At 60.0% G+C, this 21,601-nt stretch carries 26 protein-coding genes; 24 read left to right on the forward strand and 2 right to left on the reverse strand.

Features of this window, described 5'->3' with window-relative positions:
* Positions 1-888 precede the first annotated feature (888 nt).
* Complete coding sequence (locus B0G52_RS34140) at positions 889-2,142, forward strand: aspartate kinase (RefSeq protein WP_094050913.1); 1,254 nt, start codon at positions 889-891, stop codon at positions 2,140-2,142.
* Positions 2,143-2,300: 158 nt separating this feature from the next.
* On the opposite strand, the gene B0G52_RS34145 is transcribed toward B0G52_RS34140, so the two are convergent.
* Both B0G52_RS34145 and comA read right to left on the reverse strand, forming a co-directional pair.
* Positions 2,301-2,762, reverse strand: a complete 462-nt coding sequence (locus B0G52_RS34145) for a DUF441 domain-containing protein (protein ID WP_094050946.1) — start codon at positions 2,760-2,762, stop codon at positions 2,301-2,303.
* 99 nt (positions 2,763-2,861) lie between these two features.
* Positions 2,862-3,686 carry a phosphosulfolactate synthase gene (comA, locus tag B0G52_RS34150; protein ID WP_094050914.1) on the reverse strand — a complete coding sequence of 275 codons (825 nt, stop codon included), beginning with the start codon at positions 3,684-3,686 and terminating at the stop codon, positions 2,862-2,864.
* 200 nt (positions 3,687-3,886) lie between these two features.
* Between comA and B0G52_RS34155 the strand changes: the two genes are divergently transcribed.
* The 23 genes from B0G52_RS34155 (at position 3,887) to ahrC (ending at position 21,597) form a co-directional block, all read left to right on the forward strand.
* Positions 3,887-4,150, forward strand: a complete 264-nt coding sequence (locus B0G52_RS34155) for a YqhV family protein (RefSeq protein ID WP_372629709.1) — start codon at positions 3,887-3,889, stop codon at positions 4,148-4,150.
* A gap of 97 nt (positions 4,151-4,247) precedes the next feature.
* Entirely contained in the window at positions 4,248-5,390 is a 1,143-nt protein-coding gene (gene spoIIIAA / locus B0G52_RS34160; protein ID WP_233163336.1) for a stage III sporulation protein AA, read from the forward strand.
* Positions 5,383-5,910 (forward strand): stage III sporulation protein SpoIIIAB, encoded by a 528-nt coding sequence (gene spoIIIAB, locus B0G52_RS34165; protein WP_094050915.1) that lies wholly within the window; start codon positions 5,383-5,385, stop codon positions 5,908-5,910. The genes spoIIIAA and spoIIIAB overlap by 8 nt, the downstream gene beginning before the upstream one ends.
* A gap of 64 nt (positions 5,911-5,974) precedes the next feature.
* The gene (gene spoIIIAC, locus B0G52_RS34170) at positions 5,975-6,178 is read left to right on the forward strand and encodes a stage III sporulation protein AC (RefSeq protein WP_094050916.1); all 204 of its coding nucleotides are present in this window, start codon (positions 5,975-5,977) and stop codon (positions 6,176-6,178) included.
* A gap of 9 nt (positions 6,179-6,187) precedes the next feature.
* Entirely contained in the window at positions 6,188-6,577 is a 390-nt protein-coding gene (spoIIIAD, locus tag B0G52_RS34175) for a stage III sporulation protein AD (RefSeq protein ID WP_094050917.1), read from the forward strand.
* Between the two features lie 25 nt (positions 6,578-6,602).
* A complete protein-coding gene (spoIIIAE, locus tag B0G52_RS34180) occupies positions 6,603-7,832 on the forward strand; it encodes a stage III sporulation protein AE (RefSeq protein WP_094050918.1) in 1,230 nt (409 codons plus the stop codon).
* 18 nt (positions 7,833-7,850) lie between these two features.
* Positions 7,851-8,573, forward strand: a complete 723-nt coding sequence (locus B0G52_RS34185; protein ID WP_094050919.1) for a stage III sporulation protein AF — start codon at positions 7,851-7,853, stop codon at positions 8,571-8,573.
* Positions 8,574-8,595: 22 nt separating this feature from the next.
* On the forward strand, positions 8,596-9,249 hold the full coding sequence (spoIIIAG, locus tag B0G52_RS34190; protein ID WP_094050920.1) for a stage III sporulation protein AG: 654 nt from the start codon (positions 8,596-8,598) through the stop codon (positions 9,247-9,249).
* Between the two features lie 41 nt (positions 9,250-9,290).
* The gene (locus tag B0G52_RS34195) at positions 9,291-9,935 is read left to right on the forward strand and encodes a SpoIIIAH-like family protein (protein WP_094050921.1); all 645 of its coding nucleotides are present in this window, start codon (positions 9,291-9,293) and stop codon (positions 9,933-9,935) included.
* 231 nt (positions 9,936-10,166) lie between these two features.
* Complete coding sequence (gene accB / locus B0G52_RS34200) at positions 10,167-10,661, forward strand: acetyl-CoA carboxylase biotin carboxyl carrier protein (protein ID WP_094050922.1); 495 nt, start codon at positions 10,167-10,169, stop codon at positions 10,659-10,661.
* A 19-nt stretch (positions 10,662-10,680) separates the two neighbouring features.
* Entirely contained in the window at positions 10,681-12,030 is a 1,350-nt protein-coding gene (accC, locus tag B0G52_RS34205) for an acetyl-CoA carboxylase biotin carboxylase subunit (RefSeq protein ID WP_094050923.1), read from the forward strand.
* A gap of 149 nt (positions 12,031-12,179) precedes the next feature.
* A complete protein-coding gene (locus B0G52_RS34210; protein WP_094050924.1) occupies positions 12,180-12,587 on the forward strand; it encodes an Asp23/Gls24 family envelope stress response protein in 408 nt (135 codons plus the stop codon).
* Positions 12,588-12,741: 154 nt separating this feature from the next.
* On the forward strand, positions 12,742-13,305 hold the full coding sequence (gene amaP, locus B0G52_RS34215; protein ID WP_094050925.1) for an alkaline shock response membrane anchor protein AmaP: 564 nt from the start codon (positions 12,742-12,744) through the stop codon (positions 13,303-13,305).
* Positions 13,306-13,320: 15 nt separating this feature from the next.
* Positions 13,321-13,551: a DUF2273 domain-containing protein gene (locus tag B0G52_RS34220; protein WP_094050926.1), complete on the forward strand. Its 231-nt coding sequence runs from the start codon at positions 13,321-13,323 to the stop codon at positions 13,549-13,551.
* 108 nt (positions 13,552-13,659) lie between these two features.
* The gene (gene nusB, locus B0G52_RS34225) at positions 13,660-14,121 is read left to right on the forward strand and encodes a transcription antitermination factor NusB (RefSeq protein WP_094050927.1); all 462 of its coding nucleotides are present in this window, start codon (positions 13,660-13,662) and stop codon (positions 14,119-14,121) included.
* Positions 14,118-14,969: a bifunctional methylenetetrahydrofolate dehydrogenase/methenyltetrahydrofolate cyclohydrolase FolD gene (folD, locus tag B0G52_RS34230; protein WP_094050928.1), complete on the forward strand. Its 852-nt coding sequence runs from the start codon at positions 14,118-14,120 to the stop codon at positions 14,967-14,969. The genes nusB and folD overlap by 4 nt, the downstream gene beginning before the upstream one ends.
* Positions 14,970-14,979: 10 nt before the next feature.
* Positions 14,980-16,347, forward strand: coding sequence for an exodeoxyribonuclease VII large subunit (xseA, locus tag B0G52_RS34235; protein WP_094050929.1), 1,368 nt, complete (start codon positions 14,980-14,982; stop codon positions 16,345-16,347).
* Positions 16,340-16,618, forward strand: a complete 279-nt coding sequence (gene xseB / locus B0G52_RS34240; protein WP_094050930.1) for an exodeoxyribonuclease VII small subunit — start codon at positions 16,340-16,342, stop codon at positions 16,616-16,618. The genes xseA and xseB overlap by 8 nt, the downstream gene beginning before the upstream one ends.
* 53 nt (positions 16,619-16,671) lie before the next feature.
* The gene (locus tag B0G52_RS34245) at positions 16,672-17,583 is read left to right on the forward strand and encodes a polyprenyl synthetase family protein (RefSeq protein WP_233163338.1); all 912 of its coding nucleotides are present in this window, start codon (positions 16,672-16,674) and stop codon (positions 17,581-17,583) included.
* Between the two features lie 151 nt (positions 17,584-17,734).
* A complete protein-coding gene (gene dxs / locus B0G52_RS34250) occupies positions 17,735-19,630 on the forward strand; it encodes a 1-deoxy-D-xylulose-5-phosphate synthase (RefSeq protein WP_094050931.1) in 1,896 nt (631 codons plus the stop codon).
* The gene (locus B0G52_RS34255; protein WP_094050932.1) at positions 19,630-20,496 is read left to right on the forward strand and encodes a TlyA family RNA methyltransferase; all 867 of its coding nucleotides are present in this window, start codon (positions 19,630-19,632) and stop codon (positions 20,494-20,496) included. Before dxs ends, B0G52_RS34255 begins: the two co-directional genes overlap by 1 nt.
* A 187-nt stretch (positions 20,497-20,683) precedes the next feature.
* Positions 20,684-21,151 carry a hypothetical protein gene (locus B0G52_RS34260; RefSeq protein WP_094050933.1) on the forward strand — a complete coding sequence of 156 codons (468 nt, stop codon included), beginning with the start codon at positions 20,684-20,686 and terminating at the stop codon, positions 21,149-21,151.
* Positions 21,148-21,597: a transcriptional regulator AhrC/ArgR gene (ahrC, locus tag B0G52_RS34265; RefSeq protein WP_094050934.1), complete on the forward strand. Its 450-nt coding sequence runs from the start codon at positions 21,148-21,150 to the stop codon at positions 21,595-21,597. Before B0G52_RS34260 ends, ahrC begins: the two co-directional genes overlap by 4 nt.
* Positions 21,598-21,601: the final 4 nt, after the last annotated feature.

Consider the following 21,601-nt stretch of genomic DNA (forward strand, 5'->3'; position numbering starts at 1 on the left):
AGCTATTTATCGCGAAAGATTGTTTTCACGAGCAGTTTAGCAACGGGATTTCTGTATGAGTGTGTTTTCAAACTGCACTTTTCTTGACAACTCCATTCAGTTGATTATCCCTCGCGACTGTGATTTAGCGTTCAGCAACTTGCCAGGTATCCCAGTGACTCAGTTTGAGGCCATACCTTTGAAAAAGAACAGGATTGGAGTGTGAGGATTTGCTTTGGCCCGTTTGAAAAGGAGCGGATTATTCAAGTTTTAAGGAGTGTTGCCGCAAGACATGAGGCAGTCTGCCGGACCGGGAACGGTCGCTAGACGACGTGAGTTCAAGATAGGTGACTGTGGAAGAATTGATGCAAACCGCGAGCAACTGGACGTGACTACCAACTGACTCAAAGGGATATCGGCAAAGGTGCAGATAGCATAAGGCAGCGGAAGTGTGAACTGATCGAAAGGGATAGCGGCAAAAGGGATGAAAAAGCGATGGGCCAGGCGTGTCGTGAACTGAACGGAGGGGATATCGGCAAAAGAAGCAGAGAATGGAAGGGGAGAGATAGAACAGACTGATCGAAAGGGATAGCGGCAAAAGGAATGAACGACAGGTGGGAGGCTGGGGGAGGACTGACGGAAGGGGATAGCGGCAAAAGAAGCGGAGAGTGGAGCGGGAGAAAGCAGACCGGCCTGACGAAAGGGGATAATCTGCATCGTACCCGACAAGACGCCTTCGCCGTCCTACGGGCGCTGAAGGCGTTTTTGCTTGGAATTCGGAGAGGCAGCCTCTTCAAAATGTCGACATTATTTTTGTTCTTTTTGGGCCAATGGACTTATGCTATAATATAATGCTGTATGCAGTGTTCTTTTATTAGCTTGGAAAGTTGACTGGGGGAGTGGCTACCGGTGTCATTGACAGTGATGAAATTCGGCGGGAGTTCCGTAGGCACGACTGAGCGGATGGGCCGGGTGGCGCAGCGAATCGTGGAGAAGAAGCTGCAGGGCGACCGGGTCGTCGTCGTCGTGTCGGCGATGGGAGATACAACGGATGATTTGATCGACAAGGCGAGAGAGATTAACGGCAACCCGCCTGCTCGCGAGATGGATATGCTGCTGACGACGGGCGAACAAATTTCCGTCGCATTGCTGTCCATGGCGATCCATAAACTCGGGCATGGCGCTAAATCTTACACGGGGTGGCAGGCCGGCATCGTTACGGAAGCGACGCACGGCAAGGCGAAGATTAGCGACATTTCGCCGGAGCGGATTTTCGCTGCTCTCGACGAGGGGAACGTCGTCATCGTCGCCGGGTTCCAAGGAATGACCGAGGGCGGAGAGATTACGACGCTCGGCCGCGGCGGCTCGGATACGACGGCGGTCGCGCTGGCCGCGGCGCTGAAGGCCGACGTGTGCGAAATCTACACGGATGTCGACGGCATCTATTCCACCGATCCGCGCGTCGTCAAATGCGCGAGGAAGCTGGACGAAATTTCGTACGACGAAATGCTGGAGCTGGCGCATCTGGGGGCCGCGGTGCTTCATCCGCGCGCGGTCGAATACGCGAAGCATTACAACGTAAACCTGGTTGTACGCTCGAGCTTTACGAATAACGCAGGCACGCTCGTGAGGGAGGAAGCGCAAATGGAGCAAGGAATCGTCGTAAGAGGAATCGCAGCGGATAAAAACGTGGCCCGCATCAGCGTGCTGGGCGTCGAGGACGTGCCGGGCGTATTGGCCAAAATGTTCGGAGCGCTGGCGGAGCAAGGCATCGACGTGGACATCATCGTGCAGAGCGGCGTGCAGGACGGCAAGGCGGACTTCTCGTTCACGGTATCGCTGGCCGACCGTTCGAAAGCGCTGGACGTTCTCACCGGCATTAAGACGGAAGTGCCTTACCGCGAAGCGACGTTCGAGGAAGGTCTCGTGAAAGTGTCGATCGTAGGAGCGGGAATGGTGTCGAATCCGGGAGTCGCCGCACAAATGTTCGAGGCGATCTCCAGCGTCGGCGTCAGCATCAAAATGGTGAGCACGTCGGAGATCAAAGTTTCCTGCGTCATCGCCGCCGAGCCGGTGCAGGAAGTCATTCGCGCGCTTCATACCGCGTACGGATTGGATACGGCGGACACTGCGTTCGTCGGCGGTCCTTCCGAGCGGCGCTAAAAAGCAGGGGCCGTTCGTTAAAAAAACAGGGCCTGTTCCTTAAGCAGGGTCGTGCAAGATTATCGAAAAAGCGAAAAGTGCATCTATCTCCTGTCTCCAGGAAGTAGAAGCACTTAACCGCGCACTCATCGATAATCTGTTTGTACGACTCTGCTTTTTTATTTTCCCGCGAGCAACTGGACCAGCTTGACGATGACGGCGGTAATGCCGGCGGCCATGAGCGGACCGACGGGAATGCCGCGCAGCAGCACGACGCCGACGATCGAACCGATGACGATGCCGACGATCAGCTGCGGGTCCGCTTTGAGCGTCTCGAGACCTCTGCTGTTCAGGAAGGCGCCGATCGCCCCGCCGATCAGGGCGACCCAGCCGATCCAGCCGGAGAAGGCGTCCATAATATCTTTGGGCTGAACGCGGCCGGAAGCGAATGGGACAAGCACGGCCAGCGTCAGGAAGAGCAGGCCGAGCTCGATCCCCCTCCTCTCGATGGCGGGCAGGTAGCGGTCGAGATGGGCTAGCTTGACGATCAGCAGAATGCACGCGGCGGTCGTGATGATCGACGACCTGCCGATCAGCCCGATGACGATGAGCGCGACCAGCACCAAATCTCCGTATAACATCCGCGTCACGCTCCCGTTCAACTCCAGATGGTACACGATATGGAACAAGCCTCGCGTTTAGAACGCGAGGCTTGTTCCCGTTGCCGCGGCCCGATGCCGTCAGATCATGTAATCGAAGTAAGGAGTCCGCTGCAGCTCGAACGTATCGGAGCGCAGGCCCCGGCGCATCGCTTCAAGCGCGAGCACGTCCTGGAACGGGATGTTGCCGAGGTTGACGCGCGCTCCGATCGCTTTCAGCAGGGCGACCTGCTGCTCTTTAAGCGGAGCTTCCCAGAGAATGCGGTCCTGGTTCGGCAGGGCGCTGCGGATATAGGAAAGATCCTCCTCCCGGCATGCCCCCTTCTCGTCGAACAACCCGACGTCGATGCCGGACTCTCTCGCCTCCACCGTTACCATGTCCGCTCCGCAGGCAAGGTCGCGTTCGGCGGTGGCGGCAAAGTCGGCGAAGTCGATGCGGGAACCGGGACGTTTTTTGCCGTATTCCGTGAACACTTGCAGGCCGAGACTTTTCGCCTCCTTGATCAGTTCGTCGCGAAGGCCGCGATCGAGATGGATCGTTCCGTCCGACACCTCGATTCCCGTAAACCGCATCGCCAGCACCTGACGGAAGAAGCCCGGGACGACGTCCAGCTTCACCGCCGCTTCCAGCAGCGTGCCTCCCGGGATGACGGCGATTCCGCGTTCGGAGGCGAGGTCGACTTTTTTCCGAAGGATGGACGGCGGATAGAGGGGGGACGTGCCGAAGCCGATTTTGACGATATCGATATAATCCCCGGACAAGCTTAGCAGATCCTCGAAGGCGCTCTGGCCCAAGCCTTTGTCCAACACCATCGTGCGGCCCGTCAGGCGGGGCTTGGAAGCTCTTCGCCCGCTAGGGTCGGTCAACATATCGGGCCACTCCGATTGCAGGGTCGTATTCCGCATGCTCAACTCTCCTCGTTCGCAGCAAAGGTGGGTAATACCCGACCAATATATGCGTTAGCCCATAAGATGGTGCTCTTCTCTTATTCTCCAACTCTTCCGAAATGAATCCCGCGCGCAAATTAAGAGACAAGTTAACGGTTCGTCCGGCATAAGGATAGTAGCGCGAAGACGACTTGGCAATCGATAAGGAGGAATGTTCTGTGGACAAGGCGGCATTCAGCATGGCGATGCTGAGGGTATTATCCGGCAGCATCGAATTGATCGCCGCGATCGTCATGCTTCGGCTCAACGACGTTCAGAAGGCGCTGGCCGTCAATTCGATGCTCGCCCTGGTCGGCCCGCTCGTTCTGATTTCCACGACGACGATCGGATTGGTAGGCTTGGCGGACAAGCTCTCGCCTGCCAAGTTCGTCTGGATTCTCGCAGGGGTCGGCTGTCTGCTGATAGGAATATTAAGAAAATGAGACTTTCCCCGCCAGTCGGCCAAGCAGGCATAATCGCGCCGTCCAAGCATACATATGAACAAGCATGATCCACTACCGGCGGAGAGGGGGAGTCTGCTTGCCGCAACCGATCATGGAGCTGTTTCCGACTTCCTTGCGCTCGGTTCTCGAGCGAATGCCCGAGGCGGCCAAGGAGTCGCTGGAAGAGATTCGCATTCGCGAGAATCGCCCGATGGAGATCGGCTACGGAAGCCGCTATGCGTTCGTGCGCGAGGACGGCTCTCTGACGGAGAGCAGCCCGGAAGCCTATCGACCGGGCCGCGACCAGTGCCGCGCGCTGCTCGAGCGGATTACGAATCATTCCATCTACGCGGCGGAGGAAGAGCTTCGCAGGGGATACGTCACGGTAGCGGGAGGCCACCGCATCGGGTTGGCCGGCCGCGCTGTGCTGGATGGGGGAGCCGTCTCCCACTTGAAGGATATCGCGGGGTTCAACGTCCGGATCGCGAGGGCGCGGACCGGATTCGGAGGCCAGGTGCTGCCGGGGTTGCTGGACGTTCAGGCCAGGACGATCCGGCATACGCTGATCGTCTCTCCGCCTCAGCAAGGCAAGACGACGCTGATTCGGGATTTGGCCCGCTGCATCAGCTATGGAACTTGGCACCATCCCGCCGCGAGAGGATGGGGCAGCCGCAAAGTCGGCATCGTGGACGAGCGTTCGGAGATTGCCGCCAGCGAGCGCGGGGTTCCGACGTTCGATCTGGGGCCGCGCTGCGACGTGCTGGACGCCTGCCCGAAGGCGGAGGGCATGATGATGATGCTCCGCTCGATGTCGCCGGAGGTGCTCGTCGTGGACGAGATCGGCAGGCCGGAGGATACGGAGGCGATCCGCGAAGCGATCCACGCGGGCGTACGCGTGCTCGCGACCGCGCACGCCGCCGACATGGCCGACGTGCTGGCCAGGCCGGCGCTCGGCAGGCTGGCCGCGGAAGGGGCGTTCGGCGCTTACGTGTTCTTGAGCAAATCGGGGGGGAGCGTGGCGCACCGGATCGTCGCCGCGGAAGAGGCGCAGCGGGAGTTAGCGGGCGGCCGTCCCGGAGCGGCGATGGCGAGGGACGCTCCCGGACTGTCGGCCGGAGCGGTCCCTCCGGAACCGGAAGCCGCGTCGGGCGCGGTCGCCCGGGTGACGGTCAAATCCCGTCCGATGCCGGTGATCCGTTCGCCAAGCGTCGGCCTAAGGGAGGGGAGCGGAGATGCTTAAGTTCGTCGGAGTTCTGCTCGTTCTGTTCGCGGGAACGATGATCGGACTCGTGCAATCGGCCCGCTACGCCGCCAGGCCGCGACAAATTCGCGAGCTGCTTCACGCCTTGCAGCGTCTGGAGACGGAGATCGGCTACGGCCGAACCCCGCTGCCGGAAGCGCTGGACAGAATCGCGTCGGCGGTTCCAAAGCCGCTGTCGGCGATGTTCGCCAGAATCGCAGGTTCTCTCGCGGGGGACGAAGCGAGATCGGGAGAGACGGTGCGGGATTGCTGGGAGAAAGCGATCCGTGAGTTCTGGCCGGCGACGGCAATGAAGCAGTCGGAGAAGGAAGCGGTGCTCAGGCTCGGCGAGTCGCTCGGCGGCAGCGGCCGCGAAGACCAGCTCAAGCATTTGAAGCTCGCGTTCCACCAGCTTCAAGCGGAGGAGGCGGCCGCTCGCGAGGAGCAGCGCAAATACGAGAAGCTGAGCCGCAGCCTGGGCATGCTGGGGGCGGCGCTGGTCGTCATTCTGATGTTATAGGCGGGACGGGCGATTGCGGCTTGGAGCATTTCGTTGTCGTTGGACAATTTAGGAGGCCATAGCGATGAACATCGATATCAGCACCATTTTCCAAATCGCCGGCATCGGCATTATCGTGGCGATGATCCACACGGTGTTGAAGCAGATGGGCAAGGAAGATATGGCGCACTGGGTAACGCTGATCGGGTTCGTGGTCGTGCTGTTCATGGTCGTACGCATGCTCAATGACTTGTTCCAGGAAATCAAGACCATTTTCCTGTTCCAGTAGGTGGGTTGGATGGACATACTTCAGATCGTCGGAATCGGGTTTCTCGCGACTGTGCTTATTCTCGTCATCCGGGAACAGAAGCCGATGTTCGCCTATCTGCTCGCCGCCTTCGTGGGGGTCGGAATTTTCCTTGCGTTCGTGGGCAAGATCGGCGACGTCATCTCCGTGCTGGAGGAGCTTGCGGACCGGTCCGGCATTCCTTCGGTCTATCTGAAGACGATGCTGAAAATCATCGGAATCGCCTACATCGCGGAATTCGGCGCGCAGATCGTCCGGGACGCGGGCCTGGAAAGCATAGCGACCAAAATCGAGTTTGCCGGAAAAATGCTCATTCTCGTCATGGCGGTGCCCATCATCAGCGTCATCGTCGAAACGGTGCTGAACCTGCTGCCGGCTTGACGGGCGCGGAGACGGGAGGAACGGGATGAGTCGCACGGGAAAAGCATTCAATCTGTCGCTGCTGGCGCTGCTCGCCTTCCTGTTCGCGGGAGCTTCGGCCGCGCTGGCGAATCCGGCCGGCTCGGGCGGGGGTCAGCCTTCGCTCGAGGAACAGGGTAGGCTGTCCGAGGACCTGGCCCGGCGGCAGAGCGAAGAGCTCGAGCTGGGACGCATCCAGCAGTATTGGAACGGCTTGAAGTCGGAATACGGCGGGTACTTCCCCGAGGGCAAGCTGCCGGAACTGCGCCAGTTGATGTTTCCCCAAGGGGAGAGCTGGAACATCGGGCAGGTGCTGTCCGGGTTGGCGAAGTTTTTCCTGCACGAGGTGCTGTACAGCGGCAAGCTGCTCGTGACGATCGTGCTGCTGACCGTCTTCACGATGCTGCTGGAGACGATGCAAAACGCGTTCGAGCGCAACGCGGTCAGCAAAGTCGCTTACGGCATCGCTTACCTGGTCGTCATCATCCTTGCCGTGAACAGCTTTCGCACGGCGACCGCCTACGCGGCGGAAGCGATCGGGAATATGGTGCAGTTCATGCTGGCGATGGTGCCGCTGCTGCTGACGCTGCTGGCGGGAACGGGAGGGGTGACGTCGGTCGCGGTGCTTCATCCGCTTATCGTGTTCATGATCCACACGATCGGGACGCTGGTGCATCTGGTCGTGTTCCCGCTGCTGTTCTTCTCCGCGGTATTGCATCTCGTCAGCGCCATTACCGAGAGGTACAAGGCGACGCAGCTGGCCAACCTGCTGCGCAATGTAGGCGTAGGGCTGCTCGGCATTCTGCTCACGGTTTTCCTCGGCGTGCTGTCGGTGCAGGGGGCGACGGGAGCGGTCGCGGACGGCGTGGCGCTCAGGACGGCGAAATTCGTGACTGGCAACTTCGTGCCGGTCGTCGGCAAGATGTTCTCCGACGCGACCGATACCGTTATGTCGGCGAGCCTGCTCGTCAAAAACGCGGTCGGGCTGGCGGGGGTGATCGTCCTGATCTTCCTGTGCGCCTTTCCGGCCTTGAAAATATTAACGCTCGCGCTCATCTACAACTTGGCGGGAGCGGTCATGCAGCCGCTGGGGGACACGCCGATCGTGCACTGCCTGCAGACGATCGGCAAGACGCTGATCTATGTCTTCGCCGCCCTCGCATCGGTCGGACTGATGTTTTTCCTGGCGGTGACGATCATTTTGACGGCGGGCAACGCCGCCCTTATGATCCGATGAACGGGAGGCGATCGCCGGATGGACATCATGGACGGATTGTCGGGCTGGCTGCGTCAGGTGATCGCGGTCATCCTGCTCGCTTCGCTCATCGACCTGCTGCTGCCGAACCGCACGATGCAGCGCTACGTGCGGCTCGTCGCGGGGCTGTTCATTCTGCTGACGGTGGCCGGACCGATCATGCAGTGGGTCAAAGGGGACTTCGGCAGCAGGCTGGCCCAAGGCTTGCAATCGGTCGAGAAGACCCCCGAAGGGGCGAGCAGGCAGCTGGCCATGATCGAAGCCGACGGGGCGAAGCTGCGCGAGAGTCGCCTGGCTCAAGCGGCCGATCTGACGGCGACGAAGCTCGAATCCGAGATTCGGAGCGAAGTGGAGCAGGCCGGCGGCCATCCGGTTCGCCGGGTGAAGGTTAATCTGGAGAAGGTGTCGGACGGCTCGCTCGCGGTCGCGAAAGTATCGATCGAGCTCGAGCCGGAAACGGTCCCTGCGGGCGAACGGAGCGACGGCGCCTCGTCCGGGGAGGTCCGGGACGTGGAGGCGGTGGCGGACGTCGAGATCAAAGTCCAAGTCGGAGGCGGGAAAGCGCCCGAGAAGGAGCCGGACGGTGCGATTCCGGCAATTGGAGGAACCGAAGGGGAGCGGGAGCTCGACGGGGAGACGCGAAGAAACGTGACCGCGCTCGTATCGAATCGCTTCGGGCTCGCGCCCGGCATCGTCGAGGTCAAGCTGCCGGACGAAGCATGAGTCAGATTAGGAGAGGTGTGTCATGGCGAAATGGCTGGAGCGGCTGGAATCCTACATCGGCGGAGGTTCCGGAGGACCGCGCAGGGTGAAAGCGTTCCGCTGGCTCGTGCTGATCGGCTTGATCGGCGCGGCGATGCTGCTCGCGGCTTCCCTGCTCAACGTCAAGCCGGTCGATCCTTCCAGGACGCCCAACTTCTCGCCGCCGAGGGACGAAGACGTTCCGCAGCAGGAGACGTTCCTTGGCGGCGGCGACGACAAAGGCGTCTCGACGTTCGCCGATATCGAATCGGAGTTCGAGAGCCGACTCAAAGGGATGCTGGAGAAAATCGTCGGAGTCGGCACCGTCGACGTTCTCGTCACGGTCGATTCCACGGAAGAGACGGTCGTGCAGCTCAACGAGAAGCAGATGCAGACGATTACGGACGAGACGGACCGCAACGGCGCCAAACGGCATATCACGGACATCTCCAAGGACGGTCAGGTCGTGCTGTACGAGATCTCGTCGGGCGTCCAGTCGCCGATCGTCGTCAAGAAGATCAAGCCGCGGCTTCGCGGGGTGATGATCGTCGCCAAGGGCGCGGAGAGCGCCGCCGTCAAGAAGATGATCGCGGAAGCCGTGTCGGGAGGGCTCGACGTGCCGATCCATCGCGTCTCCGTCGTCCCCCGCAAAACGTGACGAGTCCACAAAATATCGAAGATTCCGGGAGGAATGGAACAATGAACAACAAACGCCAAACGATCTGGCTCGTATCGATGCTTAGCTTGATGGTCATTTTGTCCGCCTATTATTTATTCAGCGAGGACGCTCCGTCGACGAACAACGCCGCAGGCGGGCCGAATCAGGTCATCGAGGACGCCGGCAAAGTCGCGGCGACTGATCCCGACGGCGTCACCGTACAGCAGGTCGACCAGATGACCGACGAGCTGACGGACGCCGAGACGGGGGCTGTCGGCACGGGCGACGCGGTATCGCCGGAAGATCAGGAAGTGCTCAAAGGAATCGCCAACGCGACGGGCAACGACCGTCTCGAACAGATCGCGTACGAGCGGCTGAACAAGGTAAGCAAGCGGGCGGAAGAACTGAGCACGGTGATCGGCAACACGAAGGTCACCCAAGAGGAAGCGACGGCCGCCGCCGAGGAACTGGACCGTCTGGAAGATCTGGACGCCCGAATTACGAGCCTGCAGGAGAAGCTGCTGCAAGACTTCGACAACGCGGTCGTCGACGAAGTCGATACGAAGTTCAAAGTCATCGTGCTTAGCGACAAGCTCGAGAAGACGCAGGCGATCGGCATCATCGATCTGGCGACAAAAGAGCTTAACGTAGGTCCCGATCGGGTTAGCGTTCAGTACGTGGAATGATCGGGAGACGGGTTCTGCGAGGGACAATAGCGGAGGCGAGGCTGCCTCGGAAGCGGATCTCCCGATCCGTCTCCGGGCGGCCTTCTTCGCGCTTGTGCGCCCCAGGAGCTCTCATAACCCTTTCCATTTCGAACGTTTATGGTATAATAATCCCGTTGTGGGTTCGAACGAGATCTGCGTTCGAGCATGCTTTCTTCAGACGGGGGAATCCCGAATCAAGGAGTGACCGAGATGTTTAAGTTGAGCGAAATCAAAGAATTGATCAAATTGGTGGACCAAACGAGTGTACACGAACTGGAAATCGAAAACGAAGGCATGCGGCTGTCGATCCGCAAACCGGGCCGCACCGAAGTCGTCAACGTGCAAGCGCCTTCCTTCCCTACTACATATTTGCCGTCCGCTCCGATCGCGCAAACCGCGCCGATCGCGGCTCCCGCCGCGTCATCCGAAGAGGCGAAAGCCGCTCCGGCGGCCGACACGTCCAATCTGCACCGGATCGTCTCCCCGATGGTCGGCACGTTCTACCGTTCGCCGTCCCCGGACGCGTCTCCGTTCGTGAACATCGGAGACAGAGTTTCCGACAAGACGGTCGTGTGCATTCTGGAAGCGATGAAGCTGATGAATCCTCTGGAAGCGGAAGTCAAAGGAGAAATCGTGGACATTCTCGTGGAGAACGGACAGCTTGTCGAGTTCGGCCAACCGCTATTCCTAGTAAAGCCGGAATAATCCCGAGGAGGACTTCGCTTTGAAATTCAACAAAATACTGGTCGCCAATCGAGGCGAGATCGCAGTGAGAATTATCCGCGCATGCCGCGAACTGGGCATTACGGCGGTAGCGGTCTACTCCGAAGCCGACAGGGAATCGCTGCACGTGCGCCTGGCCGACGAAGCTTATTGCATCGGGCCGACCGCGTCCAAGGACAGCTACCTGAACCTGACGAATATTATGAGCGTCGCCACCTTGACGGAATGCGACGCCATTCATCCCGGCTACGGATTTCTTTCGGAAAACGCCGACTTCGCGGAGATCTGCGAATCGTGCAATATAACGTTCATCGGTCCTTCGTCCGAGGCGATCAGCCGAATGGGGGACAAGTCTGTCGCCAAGCAGACGATGAAGGACGCCGACGTTCCCGTCATTCCGGGCTCCGACGGTCTGCTTGAGGATTTGGACGACGCGGTTCGCGTCGCCCGCGAGATCGGTTATCCGGTCATCATCAAAGCGACGGCCGGAGGCGGCGGACGCGGCATTCGGATCGCCGATAACGAAGAGATGCTGGTTCGGGAGATCACGACCGCGCAGCAGGAAGCGGAGAAAGCTTTCGGCAATGCGGGCGTCTATCTCGAGAAATACTTGACGGGCATGAAGCACGTCGAGATTCAGATCATCGCCGACAAGCACGGCAACGTGGCGCATCTCGGAGAGCGGGATTGCTCAGTGCAGCGCCGCCGCCAGAAGCTGGTCGAGGAAGCGCCGTGCCCGATCATGACGCCAGAGCTGCGCGAGCGCATGGGTCAAGCGTCCGTCCGCGCCGCGAAGGCCGTGAACTATTCCGGCGCCGGAACGATCGAATACTTGCTCGGTCCGGACGGCAACTTCTACTTCATGGAGATGAATACCCGTATTCAGGTCGAGCATCCCGTGACCGAGATGATTACCGGGATCGACTTGATCAAGGAAATGATCGCCATTGCCGAAGGCGAGACGCTGTCGTTCAAGCAAGAGGACGTCAGACTCGACGGATGGGCGATCGAATGCCGGATTAACGCGGAAGACCCGGAGCGCAATTTCATGCCTTCCGCGGGACGCGTCGGCTTCTATCTGCCGCCGGGAGGTCCGGGCGTGCGGGTGGACAGCGCGGCTTATCCGCAGTACGTCATTTCTCCGCATTACGACTCGATGGTCGCGAAGCTGATCGTATGGGCGCCGACGCGCGAGGAAGCGATCGCGAGAGCTCGCCGCGCCTTGAGCGAATTCATCGTGGAAGGCGTCAAGACGACGATTCCGTTCCATCTGAAGCTGATGAACCATCCGATCTTCAACAAAGGCACGTTCGATATCAAGTTCCTCGAGGAGCACGACGTCGGTCTCTAAGGCCGGCCGCCGCCGGTTTTCCGCACGCGGAACAAAAAAACCGGCCAAGCGTTTGTCATAATAATCCGGGAATGCTATATTTATAAGTAGTGAAGGCGGACGCTCGGACTTACGCGAATAGGTCCGGGATATGGAGGTGGAACTGCGAAATGGAAATGATAGCCCCGGATTACGAAAGAACCGATCTCGGCACGATCGAGATCGCCCCGGAGGTCATCGAGGTGATCGCCGGTCTGGCCACCATCGAAGTGGACGGCGTCGCCGGCATGAGCGGGGGCCTGTCGTCCGGCATCGCCGAATTGCTCGGACGCAAGAACCTGTCCAAGGGTGTCAAGGTAGAGGTCGGTCAGAGAGAGGCTGCCGTGGACGTGTCGATTATCGTTCACTACGGCCGCAAAATTCCGGAAATTTCAAGCGAGATTCAACGCAACGTCAAACGTTCGATCGAATCGATGACGGGACTGAACGTCGTGGAAGTCAACGTACATATTCATGACGTTCACTTCAAGACGAACGAGAAACCCGAAGAAGAAGAAGCCCACGCACGCGTCCGATAACGACGGAGCCGTACCCGGTTACCGCGTCGTGGACAACGGCTTCGGTCTGCGGATGACGGCCCTCTGACGAGAGTTTCCTGCGGGATAACTCTCGCAGAGGCCTTTTCGCGATCATAGCGCTTCATTGTATCTGGGAACAGGGAGGGCTCATTCGTTGATTAAAGTGTTGGACAGGCTGCTTCTGTTATTGTACAGTTTGGTGATCGCGGTCGCTTCGATCGTGGCGATCGTGGCCGCGAGCGGAGGATTTTCCGAAGAATGGCTGAAAGAGGTCGTATCCGACTTTACGGGCGACGTGCGCGTCGTGCAAGCCTCGGTCATCGGAGTATCGATCGTTCTGCTGCTCGTCAGCATTCGATTCCTGTTCGTCTCGGTTCGCAGGGACGGCAATTCCGCTCCGTCGATCAATCAACGCACGGAGCACGGAGACATCCGCATCTCGGTGGAGACGGTCGAGAATCTCGCGCTGAAGGCGGCATCCCGGACACGGGGCGTCAAGGACTTGCGCGCGCGCGTGCGGGTATCCGAAGCCGGGCTCGGCATTCTGATTCGGGCTTTCGTGGACGGAGACGGCTCCATTCCGGCAATGTCGGAAGAGATGCAGCGCACGGTTGCGCAGCAGATCGAGGAAGCGACGGGCATACCCGTGGCGGAGGTTTCGGTATTTATCGCGAACGTGACGCAAGCGCCCGCTACCTTCAAGAGCCGCGTGGAATAGGAGGGGGGACCGCCTATGTGGAAAGCATGGTTGGAAACCTATGGCGGCAGAATAGCAGGAATCGCGGCCGGTCTCTTATTCGGCATTATCTATTTGATCAGCGGATTTTGGGATATGCTGTTTTGCGCTTTGCTCATTGGCATAGGTTATTGGATTGGCAAACAGAAGGACGAACGGCGCGGCCCGATCTTTCCGCTCGAGAGATTGACGGACTGGGTGTCTGACCGTTGGCCTTGGTCGCGATAATCCCTGCGAATGCACGGGATTTTTTGCGCGTTTATGGAAAAAATTATAGTCTGAATGCAAGGAAACAGGGGACACGGCTTCAACGACACGAAACATTCGGGAGGACTCATGAAGCGCAGACTGGCAAGGGAAATCGCGGTACAAAGCCTGTACCAGATCGAAATGAACGGAGTGACCGGGCTGGAAGCCGTTAATACGGTGATGGACGAAGCCCGTCAAGACAATGAAATCGGCACCGACGTGGCGGAGCTCGGTAGCATCGACTCTTTTACGAGAGAGCTGGTGCAGGGCGTGCTGGACAAGCAGCAGGAGATCGACCAGCGCCTCGTCGTCTATTTGACGGGATGGCAGGTGGACAGGCTGTCGCGGGTCGATCGGCAAATTCTGCGTCTTGCTGTCTATGAAATGCTGTACCGGCAGGACGTGCCTCCCAAAGTCGTCATCAACGAGGCGATCGAGCTGGCCAAGCATTTCGGCCGGGAGGAGAACGGCAAGTTCGTGAACGGCGTTCTGGGCCGCATGATGAAAGAGAGAGAAGAGAACAAAACCGAGGAGAGTGACCGGAAGTGAGCGCACAACTGATCGAGGGGAAAAAAATATCCGACTCCATTCGCGAGGAGATCAAGCTGGAAGCGGAGCGGCTGAAGGGAGAAGGCGTGACTCCGGGCCTTGTCGTCATTCTGGTCGGCGAAGATCCGGCTTCTCAGGTGTACGTGCGCAACAAGGCGAAAGCCTGCGAACAGCTCGGCTACTATTCCGAGGTCGTCCGCCTTCCCGCCGAGACCAGCCAGCAAGAGCTGCTCGGGCTGATCGACGGCTACAATCGGGACAGCAAGGTGAACGGAATTCTCGTGCAGCTTCCGCTGCCGAAGCATATTGAAGAGAAGGCGATCATCGACGCAATCGCGGTCGAGAAGGATGTCGACGGCTTCCATCCGGAGAGCGTCGGCAATCTGATGATCGGCGACGATACGCTGCTGCCCTGCACGCCGGCCGGCGTTATCGAGCTGTTGAAGCGGACCGGCAACAATCCGTCCGGCAAGCATGCCGTCGTCATCGGACGCAGCAATATCGTCGGCAAGCCTGTGGCGATGCTGCTGCTGCGCGAGCACGCGACGGTGACGATCTGCCATTCCCGCACCCCGAATTTGCCGGAGATCGCCAGGCAAGCGGACATTCTGGTCGCAGCCGTAGGCGTGCCGAAGCTGGTCAAGAAGGACTGGGTCAAGCCGGGGGCGGTCGTTATCGATGTCGGCGTTAACCGTCTGCCTGACGGCAAGCTGTGCGGCGACGTCGATTTCGACGACGTCTTGGATACGGCCGGCTGGATTACGCCGGTGCCGGGCGGCGTCGGGCCGATGACGATCACGATGCTGATGGCCAACACGCTGAAGGCGGCCAAGCGCGCTCGCGAGTAGGGCTTCGGGGATGAGAGGAGAACCGGCGCGCGCGCTGACGATACGCGAGATCACCCGACTCATCAAGAACAAGCTCGAAGGCGATCCGGGGCTTCAGGACGTATGGCTGCGAGGCGAGATTTCGAACTTTACGCTTCATTCCAGCGGTCATATGTATTTCACGCTGAAGGACGAGAACGCCCGATTAAAATGCATCATGTTCGCATCCTACAATCAGAGATTGCCATTCGCTCCGAAGAACGGCATGAAGGTGCTGGCGCGGGGAGGCGTCTCGGTCTACGAACGGGACGGCCAGTATCAGTTCTACGCGACGGCGATGCAGCCCGACGGCATCGGCAGCCTGTATCTGGCCTTCGAGCAGCTCAAACGCAAGCTGGAGGAAGAAGGGCTGTTCCGTCCGGAGGCGAAGCGGGCGCTGCCCCTTTATCCGCGGACGGTCGGGGTTATCACGTCGCCGACCGGCGCCGCCGTGCGGGACATTCTGATCACGCTCGAGCGCCGCAATCCGGGCGTGCACGTGCTGCTGTATCCGGTATCCGTGCAAGGCACCGGCGCCGCTCCTTCCATCGTCAAGGCGATTCGGGAGATGAACGAGCTGGGCGCTGCCGACGTGCTGATCGTCGGCCGAGGCGGCGGCTCGCTTGAAGAACTGTGGGCGTTTAACGAGGAGGTCGTCGCCCGGGCGATTCGGGCTTCCGCGATTCCGGTTATCTCTGCCGTCGGCCACGAGACGGACTTTACGATCTCGGATTTCGCCGCGGATATTCGCGCGGCAACGCCAACCGCGGCGGCCGAGCTCGCGGTCAGGCATATCGGGGAGCTGCGGCAGGAGCTGGCCCATCTGGAGCAGCGAATGTCCGGAGCGCTCGGACGCGGGCTTGCAAGGGCGAAGGAGCGGTGGCAGCATGCGGCGCGTTCGCCTTATTTCACGCAGCCGAGACGCAGCCTGCTCGTGCAGGCCGAACGGCTGGACCGGCTGAAGGAAGCGCTCCGCTACCGGATCAGGGCGGAGCAGAGCCGGGCCCAAGAGCGCGCCACGCGGCTTGCCGGCAGGCTGCAGGCGGTTAATCCGCGGCAGCAGATCGTTCATGCCCGTCAGCGGGTGACGGCGGCTTCGAAGGGGCTGGAGCTGGCGATGAACGCGATCGCGCGCGACAAGGCGAGCCGCTTCGGCTCCCTGGTCAGGCAGCTCGATGCGCTTAGTCCGCTGAAGGTCATGGCCCGCGGCTACAGTCTGGCCTACGACGAACAGGAGCAGAAGCTGATTCGTTCGGTGAACGAGGTTCAGCCGGGCGATCTCATTCGTCTTCGTCTCACGGACGGTAAACTGGACTGCCAAATCTGGGGAATACACGGGGAGGAGCAAGTCAATGGCTAACAACGGCGCGGGGAAAGCCGAAGCAGCCGGGGAGAACGGCGCGGCGGAAATGTCGTTCGAGCTGGCGATGGAGAAGCTCGAGACGATCGTCGCCAAGCTGGAGAGCGGGGACGTGCCGCTGGAGACGGCGATCGAGCTGTTCCAGGAAGGGATGACGCTGTCTCGTCTGTGCGGTCAGAAGCTGGAGCAGGTCGAGCGCCGCATCGAAATGCTCGTGGAAGGCGACGGCGGACTGCAGCGCAAGCCGTTCTCCGCGGGGAAAGAAGAGTAATTATCGGGCGCGATCCGGCATACATAGGTTTTGAAGAGCAGAGGGGTTATGACGTGAAGACTTCGGTGGATTTGCACACTTATTTGCAAGAGCAGCGGGAACGGGTGGAAGACGCGCTGCGCAACGTTTTTCCGGAGGATTGGCCGATTCCGGGCCGGCTGCGGGAAGCGATGGACTATTCCTTGCTGGCGGGGGGCAAGCGCCTCCGGCCGATTCTGGCGCTGGCGGCGGCCGAAGCGGTGTCGGGCAGGGAGGAAACTTCCGCCAAGGCGCTTGCTTTCGCATGCGCGGTCGAGATGATCCACACGTATTCGCTCATCCACGACGATCTGCCGGCCATGGACAACGACGATTATCGCCGCGGAAGACCGACGAATCATAAAGTGTTCGGCGACGCGATGGCGATTCTCGCCGGCGACGGGCTGCTGACGCATGCGTTTCATGTCGCTTCGCGGGCTTCGGAGGCCGGCGTGCCCGCGGAACGCGTGCTTGCCGTCGTTCGGGAGCTGTCCCGCTTCGCCGGGCTGCCGGGCATGGTCGGCGGCCAGGTATCGGACATGCTCGGAGAGCAGGGAATCACGTCGCTGGAGCAATTGGAGCATATTCATCTGCACAAGACGAGCGATCTGATTTCCTTCTCGCTGAGGTCCGGCGGCCACGCGGCCGAAGCGGACGATCGGCAGCTGGAGGCGCTGGGACGATTCGGGCGCAACGTCGGCTTGGCGTTCCAAATCCAGGACGACATTCTCGACCTGACCGGCTCCGCCGACAAGCTCGGCAAGCCGGTGAAGAGCGACGAGCGTCAGCAGAAAGTAACCTATCCGTACTTGCTCGGCCTCGAAGAGAGCCGCAGACGCGTCTCCGAGCTGACGTGCGAAGCGGCCGACGCCTTGCTTCAAGCCGGGCTGGCTAAGCCGGACCGCCTGCTGGAGATCGCGGATTACTTGCTGAACCGGGATCATTAAACGACGCGATACAAGGAAGCCCCGTACGGGACGGACGGCGCAGCGGGCGACGTTTGTCAGGTCGGGGCTTTTCGTTGCGGAATTTGGGCATTGAATCGGGGTTATGGTATAATGGGTCTATTATTGATGTGGGGAAAGCGGGGAACATGACTTGCTGCTCGAGCGAATCGACAGTCCGGATGACTTGAAGAAACTAACGCTGCCCGAGCTTCCTCAGCTGGCGGAAGAAATTCGACACTTTCTCATTCGGAAGCTGAGCGTAACCGGAGGACATCTGGCGCCCAACCTCGGCGTAGTGGAGCTGACTTTGGCGCTTCATTACCATTACGACAGCCCTAAGGATAAATTTATTTTCGACGTCGGGCATCAGGCCTACGTGCACAAGATGCTGACCGGCCGTCAAGACCGCTTTGATACGCTGCGCCAGAAGGACGGACTATGCGGGTTCGTCAAGCGCAACGAGAGCGAGCACGACGTATGGGAAGCCGGCCATAGCAGCACCTCTTTGTCCGCAGCGATGGGGATGGCTTTGGCGCGCGATTTGAAGGGCGAATCGAACCGCGTAGTCGCGATCATCGGCGACGGTGCGCTCACCGGAGGCATGGCGCTTGAGGCGCTTAACCATATCGGGCACGAGAAGCGCAAATTGATGGTCGTGCTGAACGACAACGAGATGTCCATCGCTCCGAACGTCGGAGCTATCCATAATTATCTGGGCAAGGTCAGAACGGAGAAGATTTACCGCAAGGCGAAGGACGAACTGGACTGGCTGCTGCGCAAGGTGCCTGCGATCGGCGGCAAGCTGGCCCGCACGGCGGATCGCGTCAAAGACAGTCTGAAATATTTGATCGCACCGGACGGCATGCTGTTCGAGGAATTCGGACTGAAGTATTTCGGTCCCGTGGACGGCCACGACTTGAGCAAGCTGCTGGAGGCGTTCAAGCAAGCGGACCAGGTCGACGGGCCGGTGCTCGTGCACGTGCTGACGACCAAAGGGAAGGGCTATTCCCCGGCCGAAGCCGATTCGCATAAGTGGCATGGCGTATCCGGAGCGTACAAGATCGAATCCGGGCAAGTGATCAAGCCGGTCGGTCCTCCGATGTATACGGAAGTGTTCGGCAACGCTCTGATCGAGCTTGCGGAGCAGGATCCCCGCATCGTGGCCATTACGCCTGCGATGCCGGGCGGATCGGGCTTGCTGAAGTTCGCGGAGAAGTTCCCCGACCGGATGTACGACGTCGGCATCGCCGAGCAGCACGCGGGGACGATGTCGGCCGCGCTGGCGATGGAAGGGATGAAGCCCGTATTCGCCGTCTATTCGACGTTCCTGCAGCGTGCGTACGATCAGGTCGTCCACGATATTTGCCGGCAGAACTTGAACGTCGTGTTCGCCATCGATCGGGCCGGCTTCGTCGGAGCCGACGGCGAGACGCATCAAGGCGTATACGATATCGCGTTCCTGCGGCACATTCCGAACATGGTCATCATGATGCCCAAGGACGAGAACGAGCTGAGAAATATGCTGCGTACGGCGGTCGATTACGACGGCGGACCGATCGCGGTGCGGTATCCGCGGATCGAAGGCGTAGGCGTCGAATACGACGAGCGGATGACGGCGATCGAGATCGGAACGTGGGAGACGGTTCGCGAAGGGGACTACGCGGCCGTGCTGGCGATCGGCCCGATGGTTCAAGTGGCCGAGGAAGCGGCGGATCTGCTGAAGCGCGAAGGCATTAACGTGCGCGTCGTTAACGCCCGGTTCGTCAAGCCGTTGGACCAACAAATGCTTCTGTCGTTGGCGAAAGAACGATTACCGATCATGGTCGTGGAAGAAGGCGCCGTTCAGGGCGGTCTGGGCAGCGCGATTCTGGAATTCTATGCGCTTCAAGGCGTTCAACCGGCTTCGGTTCATCTGGCCGGCATCCCCGACATATTCGTGGAGCATGCGACGGTGAAGGAGCAGCGCGAGGAAGTCGGGCTGACGGCCGAAAGCCTCGCCCAGCGGCTGGCTTCGCTCTCCGTGCGGAAGAGGCAAAGGGCCACCTGATGGAGAAAACGCAGACGACCAAGGAGCGGCTCGACCTGCTGCTGCTGGAGCAGGGATATTTCGAAAGCCGGGAGAAGGCGAAAGCCGCCATCATGGCCGGGCTCGTGCTTATCGGAACGGAGCGCGTCGACAAGGCGGGAACGAAGGTGCCTCGCGACGCGGCCATTACCGTGAAAGGCTCTGTGCATCCTTATGTCAGCCGCGGCGGACTGAAGCTGGAGAAGGCGATCAAGCATTTCGGCCTTGATCTGCGGGATGCGGTCATGCTCGATATCGGCGCTTCGACGGGCGGCTTTACGGATTGCGCTTTGCAGAACGGGGCGGCGCTGGTGTATGCGGTGGACGTCGGCTACAACCAACTGGACTGGTCGCTCCGTCAAGACGAGCGGGTCCAAGTGCTGGAGCGGACGAACTTCCGTCACATGACGGCGGATCAGCTGGACGGTCCGCAGCCGGGCTTTGCGAGCATCGACGTTTCGTTCATCTCGCTTAAGCTGATTTTGCCGGTGCTGGCCGAGATCCTCCGGAAGGGCGGGCATACGGTCGCCCTGATCAAGCCTCAATTCGAAGCGGGCAGGGAACACGTCGGCAAGTCCGGCGTCATTCGGGACCCGGCCGTTCACGCGCAAGTGCTGCGGGACGTGCTTGCCGCGGCGGCGGAGCTGAGATTCGAGCTGCAGGGGCTCACGTATTCTCCGATTACCGGGGGCGAGGGCAACATCGAATTTCTCGCCTATTGGCTTCTCGGCTCCGCGTCCTCCGAGGAGAAGCCGTCCGCGCCTGTCGCGACGGATCGGCCGCTTGAGGAGCTGATCGCGATGACGGTGGAGGAAGCGAACCGAACCTTCCGCCGCACTCCTTCATAAGAGAGCAATCGCCCGGACACCCGGAGCTGCCGAAGAACGGCCTGAGGATCGATCCGGGCCGGCGCGCATCTCCGGGTTTTTGCACGAGCTTGGAGGAAATCGGCGTCCGATCTCGAAAAGGTAAAACAACGGATACAACTTGTCCAGACAGCGCGGCTCTCCGTAACGGAACGTTCGGGAGGCGGTTATGGATAGCGTAGGAGATTGGCTCATCATGCTGATTGCGGCTGGCATTATGGGATGGTGGGTGATCAGAAGGCTGGACCGTTGGCTGCACGAACCTCCCGATGCCCGTCTGCGCAAGCTTGCGACCGCTGGCGGCGTCGAAGAGGACGAGCATGTCGTCCTGCTGAAGGAGCAAGGCTTTCAAGTGCTGTCGGGCAAGCACCGCATTCCGCTCGGAGTGTCGGTGGATGACGGCGCGGTCATGCCGACTCGCCTCTATTTCGATTATTTGGCCGCGAAGGATCATAAATATTACTTGGTGAAGCTCGAACGGCCCAGACAGCCGTTCGAATGGACGGCCAGCGGCTTGCGCGAAAGGCTGCTCGTCTATGCGCTGCTGTTTCCGGATTGCCACGGTATTATCATCGTGTTTCCGCAGCAACGTCAAATTAAAACAGTGCGATTCAAAGTGGAGGCTGGCGAGAAATGAAAGGACAACGTCAACGCAAAATCCGTGAGTTGATCGGCTCCAGGGAAGTCGAGACGCAAGAGGAACTCGTGGAAGCGCTAGGCTTGGAAGGAATGCAGGTGACCCAAGCGACGGTGTCGCGCGACATTAAGGAAATGCAGCTGATCAAAGTCCCGCTGGAGGACGGTCGATACAAATATTCGATGCCCCAGGACCAGCGTTACAATCCGGCCCAGAAGCTGAAGCGGGCGCTGCTCGATCACTATCTGGGGGCGGAGTCGGCGGAAAATCTCGTCGTTCTGAAATGTCTGCCCGGCACGGCGGGGACGATCGCGGCGCTGATCGACGGCATGGACTGGCCGGAAATCATCGGCACGATCGGCGGCGACGATACGACGCTCATCATTACAAAGACGAAAAGCCTCGGAGAAGACGTGCTGAAGCGAATCAACGATATTATGCTGTGACTTA

The organism is Cohnella sp. SGD-V74 (assembly GCF_003001675.1).
Taxonomy (GTDB): Bacteria; Bacillota; Bacilli; order Paenibacillales; family Paenibacillaceae; genus Cohnella.